23 protein-coding genes are annotated in these 22,134 nt (G+C 67.2%); 11 read left to right on the top strand and 12 right to left on the bottom strand.

The features are described 5' to 3' along the window. Nucleotides 1-7: 7 nt before the first annotated feature. From EV667_RS00140 to mnmE, 4 genes are all read right to left on the bottom strand, one after another. Entirely contained in the window at nt 8-868 is an 861-nt protein-coding gene (locus EV667_RS00140) for a ParA family protein (RefSeq protein WP_131833325.1), read from the bottom strand. Beyond that, a complete protein-coding gene (gene rsmG / locus EV667_RS00145) occupies nt 861-1,568 on the bottom strand; it encodes a 16S rRNA (guanine(527)-N(7))-methyltransferase RsmG (protein WP_131833326.1) in 708 nt (235 codons plus the stop codon). Before rsmG ends, EV667_RS00140 begins: the two co-directional genes overlap by 8 nt. A 71-nt stretch (nt 1,569-1,639) precedes the next feature. Next, a complete protein-coding gene (gene mnmG, locus EV667_RS00150; RefSeq protein WP_131833327.1) occupies nt 1,640-3,496 on the bottom strand; it encodes a tRNA uridine-5-carboxymethylaminomethyl(34) synthesis enzyme MnmG in 1,857 nt (618 codons plus the stop codon). A gap of 221 nt (nt 3,497-3,717) precedes the next feature. Further along, nucleotides 3,718-5,121, bottom strand: a complete 1,404-nt coding sequence (mnmE, locus tag EV667_RS00155) for a tRNA uridine-5-carboxymethylaminomethyl(34) synthesis GTPase MnmE (RefSeq protein WP_131833328.1) — start codon at nt 5,119-5,121, stop codon at nt 3,718-3,720. Nucleotides 5,122-5,212: 91 nt separating this feature from the next. On the opposite strand from mnmE, the gene EV667_RS00160 reads away from it, so the two are divergent. Next, complete coding sequence (locus EV667_RS00160) at nt 5,213-7,231, top strand: thioredoxin domain-containing protein (RefSeq protein WP_131833329.1); 2,019 nt, start codon at nt 5,213-5,215, stop codon at nt 7,229-7,231. Nucleotides 7,232-7,377: 146 nt separating this feature from the next. Beyond that, the gene (locus tag EV667_RS00165; protein ID WP_131833330.1) at nt 7,378-7,578 is read left to right on the top strand and encodes a hypothetical protein; all 201 of its coding nucleotides are present in this window, start codon (nt 7,378-7,380) and stop codon (nt 7,576-7,578) included. Here EV667_RS00165 and EV667_RS00170 read toward each other — a convergent pair. The 4 genes from EV667_RS00170 to hemE all read right to left on the bottom strand — a co-directional run bounded on the left by EV667_RS00170 (nt 7,562) and on the right by hemE (nt 10,986). Beyond that, a complete protein-coding gene (locus tag EV667_RS00170; RefSeq protein WP_245515915.1) occupies nt 7,562-7,930 on the bottom strand; it encodes a hypothetical protein in 369 nt (122 codons plus the stop codon). The two genes, EV667_RS00165 and EV667_RS00170, sit on opposite strands and share 17 nt — an antisense overlap. 66 nt (nt 7,931-7,996) lie before the next feature. Then, on the bottom strand, nt 7,997-9,262 hold the full coding sequence (gene rho, locus EV667_RS00175) for a transcription termination factor Rho (RefSeq protein WP_131833331.1): 1,266 nt from the start codon (nt 9,260-9,262) through the stop codon (nt 7,997-7,999). Nucleotides 9,263-9,507: 245 nt separating this feature from the next. Continuing rightward, the gene (hemJ, locus tag EV667_RS00180; protein WP_131833332.1) at nt 9,508-9,933 is read right to left on the bottom strand and encodes a protoporphyrinogen oxidase HemJ; all 426 of its coding nucleotides are present in this window, start codon (nt 9,931-9,933) and stop codon (nt 9,508-9,510) included. A 36-nt stretch (nt 9,934-9,969) separates the two neighbouring features. Further along, nucleotides 9,970-10,986 carry a uroporphyrinogen decarboxylase gene (gene hemE, locus EV667_RS00185; RefSeq protein ID WP_131833333.1) on the bottom strand — a complete coding sequence of 339 codons (1,017 nt, stop codon included), beginning with the start codon at nt 10,984-10,986 and terminating at the stop codon, nt 9,970-9,972. A gap of 385 nt (nt 10,987-11,371) precedes the next feature. On the opposite strand from hemE, the gene EV667_RS00190 reads away from it, so the two are divergent. Genes EV667_RS00190 through dnaQ form a run of 5 tightly spaced genes read left to right on the top strand, consistent with a single transcriptional unit; the run spans nt 11,372 to nt 15,031 of the window. After that, complete coding sequence (locus EV667_RS00190) at nt 11,372-12,238, top strand: pyruvate, water dikinase regulatory protein (protein WP_131833334.1); 867 nt, start codon at nt 11,372-11,374, stop codon at nt 12,236-12,238. Continuing rightward, nucleotides 12,231-12,863: a Maf family protein gene (locus EV667_RS00195; protein WP_131833335.1), complete on the top strand. Its 633-nt coding sequence runs from the start codon at nt 12,231-12,233 to the stop codon at nt 12,861-12,863. Before EV667_RS00190 ends, EV667_RS00195 begins: the two co-directional genes overlap by 8 nt. Beyond that, a complete protein-coding gene (locus EV667_RS00200; RefSeq protein ID WP_131833336.1) occupies nt 12,860-13,705 on the top strand; it encodes a shikimate dehydrogenase in 846 nt (281 codons plus the stop codon). Before EV667_RS00195 ends, EV667_RS00200 begins: the two co-directional genes overlap by 4 nt. Next, nucleotides 13,702-14,337: a dephospho-CoA kinase gene (gene coaE / locus EV667_RS00205; RefSeq protein WP_131833337.1), complete on the top strand. Its 636-nt coding sequence runs from the start codon at nt 13,702-13,704 to the stop codon at nt 14,335-14,337. Before EV667_RS00200 ends, coaE begins: the two co-directional genes overlap by 4 nt. Beyond that, a complete protein-coding gene (dnaQ, locus tag EV667_RS00210; RefSeq protein WP_131833338.1) occupies nt 14,330-15,031 on the top strand; it encodes a DNA polymerase III subunit epsilon in 702 nt (233 codons plus the stop codon). Before coaE ends, dnaQ begins: the two co-directional genes overlap by 8 nt. 38 nt (nt 15,032-15,069) lie before the next feature. On the opposite strand, the gene secB is transcribed toward dnaQ, so the two are convergent. Continuing rightward, complete coding sequence (gene secB, locus EV667_RS00215; RefSeq protein WP_091440046.1) at nt 15,070-15,534, bottom strand: protein-export chaperone SecB; 465 nt, start codon at nt 15,532-15,534, stop codon at nt 15,070-15,072. Nucleotides 15,535-15,973: 439 nt separating this feature from the next. Between secB and EV667_RS00220 the strand changes: the two genes are divergently transcribed. Genes EV667_RS00220 through EV667_RS00235 form a run of 4 tightly spaced genes read left to right on the top strand, consistent with a single transcriptional unit; the run spans nt 15,974 to nt 18,956 of the window. Further along, nucleotides 15,974-16,702: a Tim44/TimA family putative adaptor protein gene (locus EV667_RS00220; protein ID WP_131833339.1), complete on the top strand. Its 729-nt coding sequence runs from the start codon at nt 15,974-15,976 to the stop codon at nt 16,700-16,702. Nucleotides 16,703-16,714: 12 nt separating this feature from the next. Beyond that, nucleotides 16,715-17,992: a murein transglycosylase A gene (mltA, locus tag EV667_RS00225; RefSeq protein WP_131833340.1), complete on the top strand. Its 1,278-nt coding sequence runs from the start codon at nt 16,715-16,717 to the stop codon at nt 17,990-17,992. Continuing rightward, nucleotides 17,992-18,594, top strand: coding sequence for a Smr/MutS family protein (locus EV667_RS00230; protein WP_131833341.1), 603 nt, complete (start codon nt 17,992-17,994; stop codon nt 18,592-18,594). The genes mltA and EV667_RS00230 overlap by 1 nt, the downstream gene beginning before the upstream one ends. Continuing rightward, a complete protein-coding gene (locus tag EV667_RS00235) occupies nt 18,591-18,956 on the top strand; it encodes a helix-turn-helix domain-containing protein (protein ID WP_131833342.1) in 366 nt (121 codons plus the stop codon). Before EV667_RS00230 ends, EV667_RS00235 begins: the two co-directional genes overlap by 4 nt. 204 nt (nt 18,957-19,160) lie before the next feature. Here the strand turns inward: EV667_RS00235 and hslU are convergent, their stop codons facing one another. From hslU to hslV, 3 genes are read right to left on the bottom strand one after another with little or no spacing between them, the layout of a single operon-like run. After that, nucleotides 19,161-20,468 (bottom strand): ATP-dependent protease ATPase subunit HslU, encoded by a 1,308-nt coding sequence (gene hslU, locus EV667_RS00240; RefSeq protein ID WP_131833343.1) that lies wholly within the window; start codon nt 20,466-20,468, stop codon nt 19,161-19,163. Then, nucleotides 20,465-21,553 carry a hypothetical protein gene (locus EV667_RS00245; protein WP_131833344.1) on the bottom strand — a complete coding sequence of 363 codons (1,089 nt, stop codon included), beginning with the start codon at nt 21,551-21,553 and terminating at the stop codon, nt 20,465-20,467. The genes hslU and EV667_RS00245 overlap by 4 nt, the downstream gene beginning before the upstream one ends. Next, a complete protein-coding gene (hslV, locus tag EV667_RS00250) occupies nt 21,550-22,095 on the bottom strand; it encodes an ATP-dependent protease subunit HslV (RefSeq protein ID WP_131833345.1) in 546 nt (181 codons plus the stop codon). The genes EV667_RS00245 and hslV overlap by 4 nt, the downstream gene beginning before the upstream one ends. Nucleotides 22,096-22,134 lie beyond the last annotated feature (39 nt).

Raw genomic sequence — 22,134 nt, forward strand, 5'->3', positions numbered from 1 at the left:
CCCCTCCCTACGCCGCTGCGAGGCGCAAACTGCGCTCACGCTGAATTATTTCGGATGCGAGACGAAGATAGGCCTGCGACCCGACGCATTTGAGATCGTAGAGCAACACCGGCTTCCCATAAGACGGCGCCTCCGACACCCGCACATTGCGCGGGATGATGGTCTCGTAGACTTTGGCGCCCATGAACTGGCGCACATCGTCGACCACCTGGGTCGAGAGATTGTTGCGGGCATCGAACATGGTCAGCACGATGCCGTGGATGGTCAGCTGCGGATTGAGCGTGGTCCGCACCTGCTCCACCGTCTTCAGCAGCTGGGACAGGCCTTCCAGCGCGAAAAACTCGCATTGCAGCGGCACCAGAATGGCGTTCGACGCCGCCATGGCGTTGACGGTGATGAGATTCAGCGAGGGCGGGCAATCAATCAGAACGTAGGTGTAATCAATATCATTTCGGCTACGTTCATACTGCTCCGCCGTTCCGTTGAGACGACGGATCGCGTCGCGCAGGCGATAGGCGCGATCGCGCTGGGTGGCGAGTTCCAGCTCGATGCCGGAGAGGTCCATGGTGGAGGGCGCGATATGCAACCGCGGCACGGCCGTTTCCAGCACCGCCTCGCGAAGCTCGATCTCTCCGGTCAGCACGTCATAGGTCGAGACCCGGCGGCTGCGGCGGTCGATGCCCAAGCCGGTGGACGCGTTGCCTTGCGGGTCGAGATCGATGATCAGAACCGTCTCGCCGATCGCCGCTAGCGCGGTCCCGAGATTGATCGCGGTCGTGGTCTTGCCGACCCCGCCCTTCTGGTTGGCAAGGGCCAGGACGCGGGGAACCGGCCGGGGCGCGGCGGGAGCGAGCGAAGCCTCATCCATGGTGTCCACCCTGCGAAAAACCCTTGCCGCCCGAACTCTTGCCGCCGACCGCTTCGGGCCCCAGAGGAACCGCCTTGCGGACGATCAGGACATGCCCGCCACCATCGGTGAGGCTCGCCCTAATCTCAGCGTCGATTCTCCAAGATTTAGATGCCTGGGTCAATTCGTTATCAACATCTTGTCCCTTGAGGAACAGACCGGTCGCTCCTTGTGCAAGGAAGGGTAATGCCAATTCCAACAGTCTCGGCAATGGCGCAAGCGCGCGGGCCGAGACAACCTCGACGCCGGGGGCGACGACGGCGGCGACCTGCTCGATTCGCGACGGCAGCACGGTGACAGGCAGGTCGGCGAGCCGCGCCGCCTCGCGCAGAAAGGCGGCCTTCCGGCTGTCGCTCTCCACCAATGTCACATCGGCATCGCGCCGCTCCGCCAGAACCGCCGCCACCACGAGGCCGGGAAACCCGCCGCCCGAGCCGAGATCGACCCAACGTGTCGCCTCCCCCGCCAGCGGCATCAGCTGCAGCGAATCCGCGATATGACGGGTCCAGACGACAGGCAGCGTCGCCGGCGCTACGAGATTGATGGTGCGCTGCCACTTTGCCAGCAGAGCGACGATGATTTCGAGCCGCTGTTCTGTTTCACGTGAAACAGGCGTGAGGCTCAGGGCGCGGGAGCGGTCGGCCGAATCGATGTGGGACATGGCGCAATATACCGTATCGCGCCGCCACCATCACGCCGCGCCATCACGAGCGAGAGCCCGCAACGCGCGCCTCAGGAAACCCGGCGGGCATGCGCCGCCAGCAGCGCGAGCGCTGCGGGAGTCATGCCATCGATGCGGCCCGCCTGACCAATGGTACGGGGCCGAATCGATTCCAGCTTCGCCTTGATCTCGTTGGAGAGGCCGGCCAGGCCGCGATAGTCCATCTCCGCCAGCTCGGCCGCCTCGTCGCGGCGGAACGAAGCGATGTCGGCCTCCTGCCGGTGCAGATAGACCGCGTACTTTGCATCCACCTCCACCTGCTCGCCGATGCGCGGTTCCTCCTGCCCGGCCTCTGGCCAAATACGGCAGATATCGGCCCAGCCGACATGCGGGTAGGACAGCAGATCGAATGCTGAGCGCCGCTGGCCGTCGCGGTTCAGGGTGAGTCCATGCGCGTCGCCCTCCCCCGGAGTGATCGACACCGAGCGGGTCCACGCCGACACCCGCGCCAGCGCCTCGCGACGGGCGGTGAACTGCACGCGTCGCGCGGCGCCGACAAGACCGAGTTCGTCCCCCTTGGCCGTCAGGCGCTGATCGGCATTGTCGGCCCGCAGCGAGAGCCGGTATTCCGCCCGGGAGGTGAACATGCGGTAGGGCTCGGTGACGCCGCGCGTCACCAGATCGTCGATCATCACCCCGATATAGGCTTCCGCCCGATCGAAGGTGACGCCGTCCGCGCCTCCCGCCCGGCGGGCCGCGTTGAGCCCGGCGACAAGCCCCTGCGCGGCGGCTTCCTCATAGCCGGTGGTGCCGTTGATCTGACCTGCGAGGAACAGTCCGGGAGCTTTGCGCACTTCCAGCGTCGGCTCAAGCTCGCGCGGGTCGACATGGTCATATTCGATGGCATAGCCCGGGCGGACAAGGCGGACCCTTTCCAGCCCCGGAATGGTCGCCAACAATAGGCGCTGAACCTCCTCTGGCAACGAGGTGGAAATGCCGTTGGGATAGACGGTGGGGTCGTCGAGACCTTCAGGCTCCAGAAAAATCTGGTGGCCCTCACGCTCGCCGAAGCGGACGATCTTGTCCTCGATGGATGGGCAGTAGCGGGGACCTACGCTCTGGATATTGCCGGAGTACATGGCCGAGCGTGCAATGTTGGAACGGATCACCGCATGGGTTTCCGGCGTGGTGCGGGTGATGCCGCACTTCACCTGGGGATTGGTGATTGCCTCGGTCAGCGAGGAAAAAGGTTCCGGGGGCGAATCGCCATCCTGCATCTCCAGCCCGCGCCAGTCGATGGTGCGCCCGTCGAGACGCGGCGGCGTGCCGGTCTTGAGCCGACCGAGCCGCATGCCCAACGCCGCGAGCGAGTTGGACAGGCCGCGCGCCGGCGCCTCGCCCATCCGCCCCGCCGGGATCTGCTGGTCGCCGATATGGATCAACCCGTTGAGAAAAGTGCCCGTGGTGACGACGACGGCACCGGCGGACACCCGCCGTCCATCCGCCAGGACGAGGCCGGTGACGCGGCCCTCCCGGAGCGTGAGACTGTCGGCCTCGCCCTCAACCACGAACAGGTTCGGTTGGGACTCGATCTCACGCTGCATTGCCTGCGCGTAGAGCTTGCGGTCGGCCTGGGCGCGCGGGCCGCGCACGGCCGGGCCCTTGCGGCGGTTGAGCAGGCGGAATTGGATGCCGCCCTGGTCGGCGACGCGCCCCATCAGCCCGTCCAGCGCATCGATCTCGCGCACGAGGTGCCCCTTGCCGAGCCCGCCAATGGCCGGGTTGCACGACATGGTGCCGAGCGTGGCGTGGCTGTGCGTCACCAGCGCCGTGCGGGCACCGAGCCGCGCGGCAGCGGCGGCCGCCTCGGTGCCGGCATGGCCGCCGCCAATAATGACGACGTCGAAAGAAAGATCGGGAGCGATCATGGGACGGGCTCGCAGGCTTCTATCGCGCCACGAAACGGGCGCGCGCGTCTCGGCGGGCGGAGGGATGCGCTGTTCAGCCAGCGATTTGCCCCGCCGTCAAGCCGCCGCCCTCTCGCCGCCCCCTGTGGACAGCCGGGCGACCTGATTCACGTGAAACATTTCGTTTACGAATCGGCCCTAGTGGCCGCTCTGTTTCACGTGAATCCAGCCCGGCCGGGCAGCTACTTGCCGATGCAGAATTCGCGGAACACGACATCGAGAAGATCCTCGACGCCGATCGCCCCGGTCATGCGGCCGAGCGCGCGGGCGGCGAGACGAAGCTCCTCGGCCAGAAGTTCGTCGTCCAGAGTCTCCCACTGCGTGAGCGCGAGCGCGAGATGCGCGTCGGCTTCCGCCGCGCTGGCGCGATGCCGGGCCCGGATCAGCGCCGGGTGCTCGCCTTCCGCGCGGGCAGAGATGAAGCTGCCAATGGCACGGGTCAGTTCAGCCAGCCCCTCCCCACTGGTCGCCGACACAGCGCGAACCTGCGCCGCCCAGCTGGCTGCATAACTGGGTTCGCCCGCCGCCCTGTCGATCTTGTTGGCGACCAGCCAGAGCGGCGCTTGGGCCTCGATGGATGGGCACACCTTAAGCACGGGTCCGGCAGAGAGGTCATGCACCCACAGGATCAGGTCGGCCTGCGCCACCCGGGCGCGCGCCCGGCGGATGCCCTCCGCCTCCACCTTGCTCGTCGCCTCGCGCAGGCCCGCGGTGTCCACAAGCGTGACCTTGTGGCCGCCGAGATCCAGCGCGACTTCCAGCAGATCCCGCGTGGTGCCGGGCTCGTCCGAAACGATGGCGACGTCGCGTTGCGCCAGCGCGTTGATGAGTGACGACTTGCCCGCATTGGGGAGGCCGGCAATGGCGATAAGCGCGCCCTCGCGCACCATCGCGCCGCGCCGGTCGGCCAACGCCGTCTCCAGTTCCAGCGACAAGGCCTCCACCTCCGGCCGCGCCAGCGCCCTCGCCCCGGCCGGCACGTCGTCCTCATCGGCGAAGTCGATGCCGGCCTCGACCAGCGCCATGGCGCGGATGAGCCGGCGGCGCCAGTCCTCTACACGCTGGCCGAGATGGCCGAAAGCATGGGCGAAAGCGAGCCGGCGCTGAGCCTGCGTTTCCGCCCCGATCAGGTCGGCAAGGCCCTCGGCCTGGGTGAGGTCCATCCGGCCGTTGAGAAAGGCGCGGCGGGTGAACTCGCCCGCCTCCGCCGGGCGCAGGCCGGGTACGGCGAGCACCGCGCCGAGCACGGCGGCCACAACGGCACGCCCGCCATGGATCTGCAGTTCGGCCATGTCCTCGCCCGTCGCGCTGCGCGGTCCCGGAAACCAGAGCGCCAGCCCCTGGTCAAGCACTTCGCCGCTGGCGGGATGGCGCAGCCGCGCCAGATGCGCCCGGCGCGGCTCAGGACGCCGGCCCGCCAGCGCCTCCAGCGCTCTTCCCGCTTGTGGCCCCGACAGCCGGATGACCGCGACCGCGCCGCCGCTGCCGGAGGACACCGCCGCGATAGTGTCGCCGCCTGCGACTGAGGCGACGGCGCCCCTGTCGATCTCGCTCTTCGTGATTGCGCTTTTTTCCTGCAGGTCCACCCGCTACGCCCTATCTTTTGAGTCGGTCGCTCTCTTGAAACGAGCGCCTGCCGCCATGCCACGATACTGTGTCCCTAGCCGGAGCGACATCTTGCCCAACCAGCTCGCCGCCGCCGCCAGCCCCTATCTGCTCCAGCACAAGGACAACCCCGTCGACTGGTGGGAGTGGACGCCCGAAGCCTTCGAGGAAGCCCGGCGGACCAACCGGCCGATCCTGCTCTCCATCGGCTACGCCGCCTGCCACTGGTGCCATGTGATGGCGCATGAAAGCTTCGAGGACGACGCGACGGCGGCGGTGATGAACGAGCTGTTCGTCAACATCAAGGTCGATCGCGAGGAGCGGCCGGAGGTGGACCAGATCTATATGGCCGCGCTGCAGCAGCTCGGCGTGCAGGGCGGCTGGCCGATGACCATGTTCCTCGACCCCGAGGCCGCACCGTTCTGGGGCGGCACCTATTTCCCCAAGGAGGCGCGCTACGGCCAGCCCGCCTTCACCGAGGTGCTGAAGACCATGGCCGGCGCCTATGCCTCGGGCGATCCGCGCATCACCCAGAACCGCGCCGCCCTGCTGGAGCGGCTGCGCCAGAAAGCCCGCCCCGCCGGCGAGGTCGTGATCGGCACCAACGAGCTCGACGATATCGCCGGGCGCATCCTGGGCATCATGGACACCGAGCATGGCGGGCTGCAGGGCTCGCCGAAATTCCCCAACACGCCGTTCCTCGAACTGTTGTGGCGCGGCTGGGAGCGCACCGGCCGCACGAAGCTGCGCGACGCGGCGCTGCACGCGCTGGACGGCATGAGCGAGGGCGGCATCTACGACCATATCGGGGGCGGCTATTCCCGCTACTCCGTCGACGAGCGCTGGCTGGTGCCGCATTTCGAGAAGATGCTCTACGACAATGCGCAGATTCTCGACCTGCTCGGCCTCGCCTATAGCGAGACCCTGGCCGAGCTGTTCCGTGCCCGCGCCGATGAGACGGTGGGCTGGCTGCAGCGCGAGATGATGACGGATGGGGGCGCTTTCGCCGCCAGCCTCGACGCCGATTCCGAGGGCCATGAGGGGCGCTATTACGTCTGGACGCTCAAGCAGGTGCTGGACGCGCTGGGGGCGCAGGATGCCGAGTTCTTCGCCCGCCACTACGACATCGTACCCTTCGGCAATTGGGAAGGCGTTTCGATCCCGAATCGACTGAAGGAGATGGAGCGCTCGGGCGCCGACGAAATCCGGCTCGCCATGCTGCGCGACAAGCTGCTGCGCGTGCGCGAGACGCGGGTGCCGCCGGGCCGCGACGACAAGGTGCTGGCGGACTGGAACGGGCTGATGATCAGCGCGCTGGTCGGCGCCGCGCCGCGCCTCGGTCGGCCGGAATGGGTGGAGTTGGCGGAAGGCGCCTTCCGTTTCATTGCCGAATCGATGGTGAAGGATGGGCGGCTCGGCCATAGCTGGCGGGAAGGACGGCTGGTGTTCCCCGGACTCTCCTCCGACTACGCCGCGATGATCGGCGCCGCCCTTGCTCTCAATCAGGCGACCGGCGAGCGTTTCTATCTCAACCACGCGGTCGCCTGGCAGGGAAAACTAGAGACCCACCATGCGACGGAAGATGGCGGCTATTATCTCACTGCCGACGATGCCGAAGGACTGATCCTGCGGCCCGAGGCTACGGCGGACGATGCCGTCACCAACCCGCAGGCGCTGATCGCCCGCAATCTGGTGCGGCTCGCCGCGCTGACCGGCGAAGATGCCTACCGTACCCGCGCCGACCGACTGTTCGATGCCCTGCTGCCGCGCGCGGCCCCGAACCTCTACAGCCATGCCGGGCTGCTCAACGCGCTCGACAGCCGGCTGCGCGCGCCGGAGATCGTCGTCATCGGGGCGGGCGAAGGGGCCGAAGCGCTAGCTGACGCGGCGCGGCGCCTGCCCCGCGTCGACATCACGGTGCAGCGGGTGGAAGACCCGGCCGCCCTTTCGGCCGATCACCCCGCCCGTGCGAAGGCGGAAAGCCTGCGTGCCGACGGCATGCACGCGGCCGCTTTTGTCTGCGCCGGCGGGGTGTGTTCGCTTCCCGTTACGGAATCGAATCGATTGGCGGAAGTGGTGGCTGGCGGCTGAGAGCGAGGCGGAGATTTGCCCGAATCGGGCCGGCATCGCCGGACACAAGCTGCCGGGGACAGGCCTGTGGATAAGTTGGGGACAAAAGCCCCCACAGGCCCGTATTTCAACAGAAATGGCCGCTGGCGGGCGACAAGTTTTTTGCGATGGATGGATCGGACCCGCGGGCGTTTGCCCGCCACGAGTCATTTCTGGAGGCCATCATTTCAGAGGCGAAACGATCCGACATTGGCGATGATGCCGCATTAATGCCCGCAATCGGCACTTTGGATTGCGAATGCGCACATGTCGCCATGCCGACCTTTCGCGACGCTTTCGGCGTGCGCGGGCTCAGTCTTTCCGGCTGAACCGGATATTGGCCAGCATCAGCGGCACGACGAGCATGAGCGCCCCGGCAAGGTCCGCCTGCAGCACATAGGCGAGGCCGAGTTCCTCGCGCACCGCCGGCCCGATGACCGGGTCGGCGAAATCGGCGACGAGACTGGCGACGAACAGGGCGGTGGGCAGCCACACGGCGAGGGGAAGCCACCAGCGCCGGCAGGCCATGACCCAGCTGAGCGCCGCGATGCCGATGACGAAGATCCACAGCTCGGCCGGCGGCGGCTCGCGCTCGGCGACGCCGGCGTGAACCGGCAGCGCCAGAAACAGGGCGGCGGGAAACGACATCAACGAAAGCCGGTAGATCCGCCCTGCCTGCATGCCCCCGCCTCCCAGCGGCCTCACCCCGGCTTTTTGCCGTGGGTGTGCTTGCCTTATGTTTTGGCCTTACGTGTTCATCGAGTCGAAGAAGTCGCCATTGGTCTTGGTCTGGCGCAGCTTGTCGACCAGGAACTCGATGGCGTCGACCGTGCCCATCGGATTGAGAATGCGGCGCAGCACATACATCTTCTTCAAGACGTCCGCCGGCACAAGCAGCTCTTCCTTGCGGGTCCCCGAGCGCGTGATGTCGATGGCCGGGAACACCCGCTTGTCCGAGACCTTGCGGTCGAGAATGACCTCGGAATTGCCGGTGCCCTTGAACTCCTCGAAGATCACCTCGTCCATGCGCGAGCCGGTATCGACCAGCGCGGTGGCGATGATGGTCAGCGAGCCGCCTTCCTCGATGTTACGCGCCGCGCCGAAGAAGCGCTTGGGGCGCTGCAGGGCGTTGGCGTCGACACCGCCGGTCAGCACCTTGCCGGAGGACGGCACCACGGTGTTGTAGGCGCGGCCGAGCCGAGTGATTGAATCGAGCAGGATCACCACGTCACGCTTGTGCTCGACCAGGCGCTTAGCCTTCTCGATCACCATTTCCGCGACCTGCACATGGCGCTGGGCCGGTTCGTCGAAGGTGGACGAGACCACCTCGCCCTTCACCGAGCGCTGCATGTCGGTGACTTCCTCCGGCCGCTCGTCGATGAGCAGCACGATGAGGTAGCACTCGGGATGATTGGTCGTGATGGACTGGGCGATGTTCTGCAGCAGCACGGTCTTGCCGGTGCGCGGCGGGGCGACGATGAGGCCGCGCTGGCCCTTGCCGATCGGCGCCACGACATCGATGACGCGGGCAGAGAAATCCTTGCGCGTCGGGTCTTCGATTTCCAGCTTCAGCCGCTCGTCGGGATAGAGCGGGGTCAGGTTATCGAAATTGATCTTGTGCCGGATCTTGTCCGGGTCCTCAAAATTGATCGTGTTGACCTTGAGGAGGGCGAAATAGCGCTCGCCATCCTTGGGCGAACGGATCTGGCCCTCGACCGTGTCGCCGGTGCGCAGCCCGAAGCGGCGAATCTGGCTCGGCGAGACATAGATGTCATCAGGGCCGGGCAGATAATTGGCGTCCGGCGAGCGCAGGAAGCCGAAACCGTCAGAGAGGATCTCGACCACACCCTCGCCGATGATGTCGGTATCCTTGGCGGCAACCTGCTTGAGAATGGCGAACATCAGCTCCTGCTTGCGCAACGTGCTGGCGTTCTCGACCTCAAGCTCCTCCGCAACCACGAGAAGTTCGGCGGGGTTCTTGGACTTGAGGTCCTGGAGCTTCATTTCCCCCATGGGAAAGGGCCTCGATATTCTGATGTGGACGTACCCGGCCGGGAAAAACACCCGCCGAAACGACAAAAGGTGGGAAGCGCTGGTCTGCGGACCCAGGCCGAGGGGATCGGCTTCTTGTCCGGCACACCGTGCGGCATCGGGGAAGATGCCCGCCTGAACGGAGTGACAGCCAGCTTCGTGGAGTCCGCGCACCATAGGCAAAGCCGCGAACCGGCGCAAGCCTGCCGCATGACGCTTTGAACGGGTTAAAACGGCTTTACGATGACCATGATGACGATGCCGATCATCAGCAGCGTCGGCACCTCGTTCATCAGCCGGAAGAAGCGCGCCGGCCGGCTGTTCCGGTCAGCAGCGAAATCGGCGACCCACCGGGCCTGATATTCCTGCGCCACGCTGAGCCCGATGACCAGCGCCAGTTTCACGTGAAACCAGCCTGAGGCGAACCATCCGCCCTGCCAGGCGAGATACAACCCGGCCAGCCAGCTCACCCCCATCGCGGGACGGGCGATGGCCTTGAGCAGGCGCCGCTCCATCACCTTGAAGGTTTCCGACTGCGGCGATCCCACGGGCGCGTCGCAGTGATAGACCATCAGCCGGGGCATGTAGAGCAGCGCCGCCATCCACGAGATGATGGCCATGACGTGCAGCGCCTTGATCCATTCGTAGAGCATGGACAATCCACCCCCAGGCTGCCGCCCGTCCGCCGCCTACCCGCCACGGATGCGGGAAATCATCCGTTCCACATGGGCGATCGGCGTCTCCGGGCGAATGCCGTGGCCGAGATTGAACACATGCGAGGCACCGTTGAAATCCGCAAGGATGGCGTCGATGGAAGCGTCCAGCGCCCGGCCGCCGGCGATGAGGGTGAGCGGGTCGAGATTGCCCTGCAGCGCGCATTTGCCCCCCAGCGCATAGCGCGTCGCCGGGCGGTCCGCCGTCCAGTCCAGTCCCACTGCGTTGACGCCGGCGGCCTGCACCATCGTGGAGAGGCCGGATAGCGTCGCCCCCTTGGGAAAAGCGATGATCCGCGCCCCCGGCACTTCGGCACGCACCAAGGCAACGATGCGGCGGATCGGCTCGATCGACCAGCGACGGAAACTCTCGGGGTCCAGCACGCCGGCCCAGCTGTCAAAGATCTGCACCGCATCGGCGCCGGCCTTGAGCTGGCCGACGAGATAACGGGCGGAGGTTTCCACCAGCCGATCGATCAGCGCGGTGAAGAAATCCGGATCGGTCAGCGCCGCGAGGCGGGCCGGCGCCTGGTCCGACGTGCCGCGCCCGGCGATCATGTAGGTCGCCACCGTCCACGGCGCGCCGCAAAAGCCGAGCAGTGCCGTCTCGGTAGGAAGCTCGGCCCGGATGCGGCCAACCGCTTCCAGCACCCGGTCGATCTTCGTGGGATCGAGATCCTCGCGGAGAGCGGCAAGCTCGGCGCCGTTAGTGACGGGCACAAGGCGGGGGCCCTCGCCTGTCTCGAAAGTCAGCGGGCAGCCGAGCGCATGGGGCACGACAAGAATGTCGGAGAACAGGATTGCCGCATCGAAGCCGAAGCGACGAATCGGCTGAAGCGTGACCTCGACGGCAAGATCGGGCGTGTAGCAGAGGGTGAGGAAATCGCCGGCTTTCTCGCGCACTGCACGATATTCCGGGAGATAACGCCCCGCCTGGCGCATCATCCAGATCGGCGTGCGCGTTGGCACCTTTCCATCCAGTGCCTGCAGCATGATCGACTGTCCGCTCACGCTGCCACCCGCCCTTCCGTCCCTGCCATGCTGCTCACCGTCCCGTTATCCCCGCGCTCTTCATACTTCTTTAATCACTTAGAATCGAAAGTTGTCTGTGTTTAGAGCAGGGGATTAGACATGTTCCTCGCCGCTCACAATCGACCCCCAGCCTGACGCCGGCTCGGCCGGCCGGAAGCGATCAGAGACGGGTGTTGCTCCAACGGCTTAGGTGGGGCAGGCCGGTTTATCCACGCAGTTCGCATGCCCCACCGCGATGGGACGCACAGGCCGGTGGCTTGTGGAGGAAAACGGCCTCTGTCCCCAGGGCACTCTTGCGAACGTGCGGAGGGCGTGGCTTGTTCCCTCCTTATGCACAGGCCTGTGGATGACCGGGGTGACTGATTCCGCCCGCCCGTCGGAGAGCTACTACCACCTCCATCTCGTGTCGGATTCCACCGGCGAGACGCTGATCAGCGTCGGCCGGGCGGCGGCGGCGCAGTATGACGTGAAGCCGATCGAGCACATCTATCCCCTCGTGCGCTCGCACAAGCAGCTCGACAAGGTGGTGCAGGCGATCGAGGAGTTCCCCGGCATCGTGCTCTACACCCTGACCGATCCGGAACTGCGCAATCGCTTGAAGACCTATTGCCGCGAACATGGCGTGCCGGTGCTCTCCGTGCTGGCGCCTGTCGTGCAACTGTTCCAGGCCTATCTCGGCGGCGTGCCGGAGCCGCGCGTCGGCGGCCAGCACCAGCTCGACGGCGATTATTTCCGCCGCATCGACGCGATGAACTTTACGGTCATGCACGATGACGGCCAGCATGTGGACGGGCTGGAGGCGGCCGACGTGGTGCTGCTCGGCATTTCCCGCTCCTCCAAGACGCCGACCAGCATCTATCTCGCCAATCGCGGCATCAAGACAGCCAACATCCCGCTGGTGCCGAGCCTGCCGGTGCCGTCGGGCCTTGCCGAGCTGAAACGGCCGCTGATCGTCGGCCTGCTGGCCAGCGCCGACCGGGTGGTGGAGATTCGCCGCAATCGGCTGCTCGGGCTGAACGCCGCGCAGGCAGCCGACGCCTATACCGACCATCAGGCGGTGGCCGAGGAAATCGCCTTCTCCCGCCGGCTGTGCGCGCGCCATGGCTGGCCGATGATCGACGTGACCCGGCGCTCCATCGAGGAAACGGCGGCGGCGATCATCGCCCTGCTGCAGGAACGCCGCCGCAGGTTGACCGAGAATCCCAATGGCTGATTTCCTGCCCGACAACGGCCTCTGGCGCGGGGCGGATCCGCTTGTTCTTGCCTCCAAAAGCGCGGCGCGGCGCGCCTTGCTGGAGGCAGCTCGGCTGCCGTTCGAGGTGGCGAGCGTCGAGGTGGACGAGCGCGCCCTTGAGGCAGAGGCGGTGGAAGCGGGCGCAGGGCCGCAGGCCGTCGCGCTCGCCCTTGCCCGGGCCAAGGCGCTGGCGGGCAGCGCCGCGCAGGTCGGCCGTCTGGTCATCGGCGCCGACCAGACGCTGGCGCTGGGGGCGCAGGCCCTGCACAAGCCGGCGGACCGGGCGGCGGCGCAGTCGCAAATCGCCCTTCTGGCGGGGCGCACCCATGCGCTGCACTCGGCCGTGGCGGTGGCGCGCGACGGTGCGGTGCTGTTCACGACGGTGGAGAGCGCCCACCTCACCATGCGCGCGCTCGACGCGGCGGCAATGGACGCCTATCTCGACGCCGCCGGCGAGGCGGTGCTGTCCAGCGTCGGCGGCTACCAGTTGGAAGGGCTCGGCATCCACCTGTTCACCCGTGTCGAGGGCGACCATTCGGTGATACTGGGATTGCCGCTCCTGCCGCTGCTGGCCTTTCTGCGCTCTCAGGGACTTCTGCTGTGACCCGACATGTGGCGATTATCGGCCATCCCGTAAGCCATTCCCGCTCGCCGCTCATCCATGGCTACTGGCTGCGCCAGCATGGCATCGACGGCACCTATGGCGTGCGCGATGTCGCGCCGGAGACGATCGAGGCTTTCTTCAGCGATTTCGCCGCCTCCGGCCTGATCGGCGGCAATGTCACCGTGCCGCATAAGGAAGCGGCCTTCCGTGCCTGCGTGGCGCGCGATTCCGTCGCGCAGGCGCTCGGCGCGGTCAATACGCTGTGGCTGGAGAACGGTGATCTCCACGGCGCCAACACCGATGTGCATGGTTTCCTTGCCAATCTCGACGCCGCTGAGCCGGAATGGGCGCGGGCGCTTGGAGAGGCCGTGGTGCTCGGGGCGGGCGGCGCGGCGCGCGCCATCGTCTACGGGCTGCTGGAGCGGGGGGGGGACCGCGTGGTGGTGGCCAACCGCACGCGGGCACGGGGAGAGGCGCTGCGCGAGACGTTCGGCCCGCGCGTGCAGCCCATAGAGTGGCGCGATCTCGGTGGCCGGCTGATGGGCTGCCGGCTGCTGGTCAATACCACTTCGCTCGGCATGAAGGGCCAGCCGCCGCTCGACATCGACCTCTCAGCCCTGTCGCCGGATGCACTGGTGACGGATATTGTCTATGTGCCGCTGGAAACGCCGCTGCTCAAGGCCGCCAAGGCGCGCGGGCTCGCCACGGTGGACGGGCTCGGCATGCTGCTGCACCAGGCGGTGCCGGGCTTCGAGCGCTGGTTCGGCGTGCGCCCGCAGGTGACGCCGGAACTGCGGGCACTCGCGATCGCCGATCTTAAGACCAAGGGGCAACTCGCGTGAGCCCTCGCCGACCCTTCCGGCTGGGGCTCACGGGCTCCATCGGCATGGGCAAATCGACCACCGCGCAGATTTTTCGCGAGCTCGGCGTGCCGGTGCACGATGCGGACGCCGCCGTGCACGCGCTTTATGGCGCGGAGGGCGTCGGCCCGGTGGAGGCGGCCTTTCCCGGCGTGGCGGTCGACGGGCGGATCGACCGCAGCCGGCTCGGCGCACTTGTGCTGGGCGATGACGCGGCGATGAAGCGGCTGGAGGCCATTGTCCACCCGCTGGTCCGGGCGCGGGAAAAGGCCTTCCTCGAACGGGCGGCGGAAGCGGGCGAGCCTGTCGCCGTGCTCGACATCCCGCTGCTTTATGAGACTGGCGCTCAGGACCGGGTCGACGCCGTCCTGGTCGTCACGGCGCCGGAAGCGGTGCAACGCGCCCGGGTCCTCGCCCGGCCCGGAATGACGGAGCCGACCTTCGCCGCGATTCTCTCCCGGCAGATGCCCGATATAGAGAAGCGCCGGCGCGCCGATTTTGTGGTCGACACCAGTCAGGGGCTCGACCCGGCCCGGGCCGCCGTGGCAGAGCTGCTGGGCCAGCTGCGGGCGACGCGCGGCGCGGATGCGGAACAGGGAGACGGCGATGCGTGAGATCGTGCTCGACACCGAGACCACCGGCCTCAACCCGCTCACCGGCGACCGCCTGGTCGAGATCGGCTGCGTCGAAATCCTCAACCGCATTCCCACTGGGCAGGTCTACCACGTCTATCTCAACCCCCAGCGCGACATGCCCCTGGAGGCGTTCAACGTACATGGCCTGTCCAGCGATTTTCTCGCCGACAAGCCGCTCTTCCCCCATGTGGTGGACGATTTCCTCGCCTTCATCGGCGGCGACCCGCTGGTGATCCACAACGCGGCTTTCGACATCGGCTTCATCAATGCGGAACTGGCGAAAATCGGCCGGCCGGCGCTGACCTTCGACCGGGTGATCGACACGCTGTCCCTCGCCCGCCGCCGGCACCCCGGTGCGTCGAATCGTCTCGACGACCTGATGAACCGCTACGGCATCAACAGTTCCCGCCGCACCAAGCACGGGGCGCTGCTCGATTCAGAGTTGCTGGCGGAAGTCTATGCCGAGCTGTGCGGCGGCAAGCAGACGGCGATGAGCCTGACGGCGACCGAGACGACAACGACGATCGTGATCGAAGGTCAGGTGGCCACGCCCCTGCAGCGCCCGCGCCCGCTGGCACCGCGCCGGAGCGAAGCGGAAGATGCCGCCCATGCCGCCTTTATCGCCACGTTGGGCGAAAACGCTATCTGGAACGAATACACGGCCGGAAGCTGACGCCGCCGGCCGTGCCGTAGATCAGAAAGCCGTGCGCGTCAGGACGCGAGGACGTTGCTCGGCGCCTGCTGCGCCATGCGCTGGCGATAGAGCGTGACGAAATCGACCGGGTCGATCATCAGCGGCGGGAAACCGCCATTGCGCACCGTGTCGGCAACGATCTGCCGGGCGAAGGGGAACAGCATGCGCGGGCATTCGATCAGGATGAAGGGGTGGATGGTCTCCTGCGCCACGTTCTGGGCGCGGAAGATGCCGGCATAGACCAGCTCCAGCGCGAACAGCGTCTTGCCGTTCAGCTCGGCCTTGGCCTCGACCTTCAGCTCGACTTCATATTCCGAGCCTTCGCGCATCGGCTTGGCGTTGACGTTGATCTGGATGCCGATCTGCGGCTGGCCCTTCACGACCAGCGATTCCGGGGCGCCCGGATTCTCGAAGGACAGGTCTTTCGTGTACTGCGTCAGCACCTGCAGCGTCGGCATCTGGGCGTTGTCGGTCTCAGCCATAGGTTTCTCCGTAGGGTTCGCCGGGTTAGGCCGTTAAAGGCGCCGGCGATGGTGCCGCTGGGTCGGTGATCCCGCCTCAGCCGGTCTTTCAAGGGGCGGGTGTCGCTAACACGGTTGGATGCGGCTCACAAGCGCGCTTCGGTGCCCTTTCCGGCTTGCTCTGGCATGCCAGAGCAGTCACGGCACGGAGCACGCTACGAACCACCCGCTTGGCGGAAGCTGCCGGCTTGCTCTACTGTGCGAATGGATGTCCGGCCGCACCGTTTCGCTCGAAGTGATGACCCTGGGGCAGGGATGGGGTGGCGAAATCGGCCAGACGTCGTAAATAGGTCATGCGAAAGGGTCGGTTCTTCCTTGGAAGTCACCGCCTCGGCACCACATGATGTACAGTCCCGCGCCGGAACGGCTCCGGCGGCGGCTAACAGCGGCGAACTGCGACGTGTTCGATATTTATACGATCATCTTCCTGGCCCTCGCCGTATTCATCTTCATACGGCTGCGGAGCGTGCTGGGGCAGCGTACGGGGCGCGAGCGGCCGCCCTACGACCCCTATTCGCGTCGCGATGCCGCCAAGGCGCCGGCCGGCCCCGGCGACAAAGTGGTGAATTTCCCCGGGACGGCCAATGACACGGCTCCGTTGCCCACGCCGGTCGAGCCGGTGGAGGATGCGGAACCCTCGCCGGCACGTTGGGCGGGCGTGGCCGAGGTCGGCTCGGCCGTCGCCAATGGCCTCGACGCGATCGCCGCGCAGGAACGCGACTTCGACGCCAAGCACTTCCTTACCGGCGCCCGCGCTGCCTATGAGATGATCGTCGTCGCCTTCGCCCATGGCGACCGCGCCGCGCTCAAGGATCTGCTGGCGCGCGATGTGTTCGATGGCTTTTCCGCCGCCATCACCGAGCGCGAGCAGCGCGGCGAGACGATGGAGACTCAGTTCGTGGGCATCGAGAAGGCCGATATCGTCGAGGCCGATGCGCGTGGCAACTCCGCGCAGATCACGGTGCGCTTCCTGTCGCAGCTGATTTCCGTCACCCACGACAAGCAAGGCGGCGTCGTTGATGGCGATCCCGAGCAGGTCGCCGATGTGACCGATGTGTGGACCTTCGCCCGCGAACTGGGCGCCCGCGATCCCAACTGGAAGCTTGTCGCCACCGAAGCGGCTTCGTGAGAAGATGGCGCGGTGCGCGCTCTTCGTCTCATCCTCGCTTTATCCGGCATTCTGACCGGCGCCCTTCTGCCAGGGTCCGGTCCGGCGCGCGCCGCAATGGCGCCGCTGTTTCCGCAGGCGGTGATTGAGCCGACCGGGTTCGCGGACCTGCCCGGTTGGGCGCAGGACGACCACGCCAAAGCTTTCGCTGCCTTCCGCCGCAGCTGCGGCTCTATCGCCCGCAAGGGCGATCTCGTCACCCCGTCACGCCCGGTCTTCGCCGCCCTGCGCCCGATCTGTGCCCGGGCGGCGCGGCTGCCGAAAAACATCAGCGACCAGAAGGCGCAGGCCTTTTTCGAGAAAGAGTTTCGTCCCTACACCATCGCCGCGCTGGAGCAGGCGAACGGTTTCCTCACCGGCTATTATGAGTCGGAGGTGGAGGGATCACGGATCCGTTCGGGGGAGTTCGCCACCCCGCTCTATGCCCGCCCCGGCGATCTCGTCATCGAATCACCGCCCGGCGGCGGCCCCCCGACCAACAAGAGCGGCGCTTTCCGCAAGGTGGAAGGCAAGCTGGTGCCCTATCACGACCGCGCCGCCATCGAGGATGGAGCGCTGGGCGATCAGGGACGGGTCGTCGCCTGGATCCGCGACCCCGCCGATGCCTTCTTCGCCCATATACAGGGCTCGGTGCGGGTGCGGCTGCCCGACGGCGAGGTGCTGCGGCTGAACTATGACGGGCATAATGGCCAGCCCTACACGCCGATTGGCCGCCTGCTCATCGAGCGCGGGCTGGTGCCGCGCGAGAAGATGTCGATGGACGCCATCCGCGCCTACATCGCCGCCCACCCTCCGGAGGGGCGCGAACTGATGCGACAGAACCGTTCCTACATCTTCTTCCGTATCGCCCATGAACTGAAGCCGGACGACGGCGCGGTGGGCGCGCAGGGCCTGCCGCTGATGGCGGGGCGCTCCATTGCGGTGGACAAGGCGATCCATGTCTACGGCACGCCGTTCTATCTCGACGCCGCGCTGCCCACCGGGCTGGAGGGGGCGAGCGAACCGTTCGAGCGGCTGATGATCGCGCAGGATACCGGCTCGGCCATTATCGGCCCGGCGCGGGCCGACATCTTCTTCGGTGCGGGCACGCAGGCGGGCACCGTCGCCGGGCGCATCCAGCATCCCGGCCGCTTCACGCTCCTGCTGCCGCGCGCCCTCGATCCCGCCCGTGCCCGCGTGCCGCTGCCCAAGCCGAGACCCGCGCAGGCGCCCCGGGCGCTGCTCCCCGCCGCCGTGTCGGAAACGCCGTGATGGCCGGCCCGCCTGATCAGCGCCCGCGTCCGCGCCGGCGCCGCCCCCTTGATGCCGAAGAGGCGGCGCTGTGGGAGCATGTGACGCGCTCGGTCCGGCCGATCCGCCCCAAGAGGGTGGCGCCCCAGGTGGAGATTGTCCCGGTAGTGGCTGCTGAGACGGCCCCGCAGAAGCCCGCCCGCGCCAAGCGGGCGGTGCCGCTGCCGGTCGTCGCCGCTCCGAAGCCGCCCCCCGGTCCGCCGCCACTCGCCCCGCTGGAGCCGAAACTGCGGCGCCGCCTGTCGCGCGGGGCCGAAGTGGATGCGCGCCTCGATCTGCACGGCCTGACACAGGCCGCCGCCCATGGACGGCTGATCGCCTTTCTGCGCGGCGCTCAGGGGTCCGGCCACGGGCTGGTGCTGGTGATTACCGGCAAGGGCGAGGCGATGAGCGTGCTTGCCGGCGAGGGCGGGCGCGGCGTGTTGCGGCGACTGGTGCCGCAATGGCTCGGTGCGCCAGAACTGCGCACCGTGGTGCTCGGCTTCGAGACCGCCGGGCGCGGACATGGCGGGGAAGGCGCACTCTATGTCCGGGTGCGCCGGCTTCGGGGAGGCGGGACGTGACGCCCTTCGGCCGCCGCCTGCGCGAGCTGAGGGCCGCGCGCGGGGTGACGCTCAGCCAGATGGCGCAAACGATCGGCGTCTCCGCCGCCTATCTCTCGGCGCTGGAGCACGGCAAGCGCGGACAGCCGACCTGGCTGATGCTCCAGCGCATCATGGCCTATTTCAACGTGATCTGGGACGAGGCGGAGGCGCTGCGGGCGCTGGCCGAACTCTCCGACCCGCGCGTGGTGGTCGACACGTCGGGCCTCACGCCCGAGGCAACCGAGCTGGCCAATCTGCTGGCGCGCGAAATTGCCACCCTGCCCCCCGAGGCGGTGGCCGAACTGCTCGGCCGGCTGAAGATTCTGGGGCGGCCAGGGTAGTTGGACGTTTCGGTGAACATCCTTAAGGCTCGCCTCCGGCTCGCACCTCGGGACGGCGTTGGGGGATCGCACTGCGGATAGTCGCCGCCCGTCATGCTGAGGCGCCGGCCGTGCTCGAAGCACGCAGCCGACAGCTGCGCCCTTCCCGCCTGAACGTTTCACGTGAAACCTCCACCGGCTCGATTCTCTCGTTACGGCTCCGAATCAGAGGATATAGCGGCTCAGATCCGTGTTGCCGGCGAGGTCGGCGACGCGGGTGCGGACATACTCGCCATCGACCACCACCTTGTCGCCCGCGCGGTCCGGGGCGGTGAAGGACAGGTCGTCCAGCACCCGCTCGATCACCGTCTGCAGCCGCCGGGCTCCGATATTCTCGACGCTGGCATTCACCTGCACCGCGATGTCTGCGATGGCTGCTACCGCGTCCTCGGTGATGACGAGTTCCACGCCTTCCGTGCCCATCAGCGCCACCGACTGCTTGACCAGGCTGGCCTCGGTCTCGGTGAGAATGCGGGTGAAATCCTCGCGGGTCAGCGCTTCCAGCTCGACCCGGATCGGCAGCCGGCCTTGCAGCTCCGGCAGCAGGTCCGAGGGCTTGGACACGTGGAACGCGCCGGAGGCGATGAACAATATGTGGTCGGTCTTCACCGCGCCGTGCTTGGTCGAGACGGTCGTGCCTTCGATCAGCGGCAGCAGGTCGCGCTGCACGCCCTCGCGCGAGACATCGGCGCCGCCCCGCCGTTCCGAGCCGGCGATCTTGTCGATCTCGTCGAGGAAAACGATGCCGTTTTCCTCCACCGAGCGGATCGCCTCCTGCACGATGGCGTCCTGGTCGATCAGCTTGTCGGCTTCTTCGGAGAGCAACAGGGGGTGGGCGTCCTTCACGGTGACACGGCGCGGCTTGGACTTGCCGCCAAAGGCCTTACCGAGCATGTCGCCGAGCGAGACGGCGCCCATCTGCGCGCCCGGCATGCCGGGAATTTCGAACATCGGCATGCCCTGGCCGCCGGAGGTGAGTTCGATCTCGATCTCCTTGTCATCCATCGTCCCGTCGCGCAGCTTCTTTCGGAAGCTCTCGCGAGTGCCCGATGAGGCGGTGGCGCCGACGAGGGCGTCGAGGACTCGCTCCTCGGCCGCCAGATGCGCCTTGGCCTCGACGCCCTTGCGGCGCACCTCGCGCACCAGGCCGATGCCGATCTCCACAAGATCGCGGATGATCTGCTCGACATCGCGGCCGACATAGCCGACCTCGGTGAACTTGGTGGCCTCGACCTTCAGGAAGGGCGCACCGGCGAGGCGGGCGAGACGGCGGGAGATTTCCGTCTTTCCGACGCCGGTCGGGCCGATCATCAGGATGTTTTTCGGTAGCACCTCCTCGCGCAGCTGGCCCTCCAACTGCTGGCGGCGCCAGCGGTTGCGCAGGGCGATGGCCACCGCGCGCTTGGCCTTGTGCTGGCCGACGATGTAGCGGTCGAGCTCGGAGACGATTTCGCGAGGCGAGAAGCTGGTCATGATGAAGATGCGGTCCGCGTGGTGGGAAGGACATTCGGATTGGGCAGGCGTCGCGCCAATCCGGCCGGCAGCAGCGCGAGAACTGCTCGGCGCAGCGGGTGCCACAGGGCGCTGAGCAGCAGGATGAAGGCGCCGAGCACGAATATGGTCAGCGGCGTCGCGCTGCCGCTAAAGCCGCTGACCTTGATGAGCGAGGCAAAGGCGATGCCGGCATAGGCGAGCCCGGAAACCAGCAACGCGCGGCGGTCGATCAGCACCGCGATGACGCCGAGCCCGGCGAACACCGCAAGCATCGGCAGCGCGTTTCCCTCGCCGGGCGCGCCGTCCGGCCATATGAATCCGCGGATCAGCGGATGCACGATCAGCGGGGCCGCCAGCAGATGCAGCCAGAAGGCGATGTCGGTTCGCCGCGTGAGCCGCTGCGGATCGCTCATGTCGAAGCGCATGGCGAGGGCGAAGACGCTGAGGCCGCACAGCATGAGCACTGGATTGATTGCCGCCGCGAGGCCCCCGGGCACCATCGCCGCCACAAGGCCGACCACGATCGCGACCAGGGCGGCGGCAGCGGCGGCGATGGTGATCGGCACCCGAAAGCGCCAATAATGCGCCATCGCGGCGGCCAGCGTCGCCAGTCCGGCCAGCACCAGCACCAGCGGATCCTCGCTGAGCGACAGGAGGCTCGGGATAAGAGGCTCGATGACGCCGAACCATGCGGACGACGCCATGAACACCGAGGCGCAGAATACCACCAGCAGCACGATGCTGGGCAGGGCCATACGCTGCACGCGGGTGAAGAATTCCGCCAGCAGCCAGCTGGCCGCACCGACCGTCGCCCACATGGCGGCAGCGCCGACCGCCTCGGCGAAATAGCCCAGCGCGCCGAGGAACAATGCCAGCCCGATGGTGACGAAGATGTCGCCGAAGCCGGTAATGAAGCGCAGCCGCTCGTCATCGTCCGGCTGCGGAATGGCGGCGTCGGTGCCGGGCGCCAGCTCTACCTCAAGCGCGCGCAGGCGTTCGGCCTGATGCGGTGTGATGACGCCGCGTTCGGTGGCGATGAGGACGGTGCGTTCCGAGATTGTCACCCGATGGTCTCCACCACCACATTGTGGTTGGTGTAGATGCAGATGTCGGCGGCGATGGCGAGGCTCTTGCGCACGATGGCCTCGGCGTCCGTGCCGCTGTTGGCCAAAGCCCGCGCCGCCGCCAGCGCGAAGCCGCCGCCCGAGCCGATGGCGGCAATGCCGTTTTCCGGCTCAAGCACGTCGCCGGTGCCGGTGAGCACGAGGGTGACGTTGGCATCGGCCACGATCATCATCGCTTCCAGCCGGCGCAGATAGCGGTCGGTGCGCCAGTCCTTGGCGAGTTCGACGCAGGCGCGCTGCAGCTGACCGGGATACTGCTCCAGTTTGGCTTCCAGCCGCTCGAACAGGGTGAAGGCGTCCGCCGTGGCCCCGGCGAAACCTCCGATCACGTCCCCCTTGCCGAGCCGGCGCACCTTGCGGGCGTTGGATTTCATCACCGTGTTGCCGAGTGTCACCTGCCCGTCGCCGCCAATGGCGACGCGCCCGTCAGTGCGGACGGAGACAATGGTGGTGCCGTAGATCGTATCGGGGGAATGGGTCATGAAGGGCTCTGTATCGGGGTCTTGTTACGTCCGCACTTA

The sequence above is a fragment of the Ancylobacter aquaticus genome (assembly GCF_004339465.1).
Classification (GTDB): Bacteria; Pseudomonadota; Alphaproteobacteria; order Rhizobiales; family Xanthobacteraceae; genus Ancylobacter; species Ancylobacter aquaticus.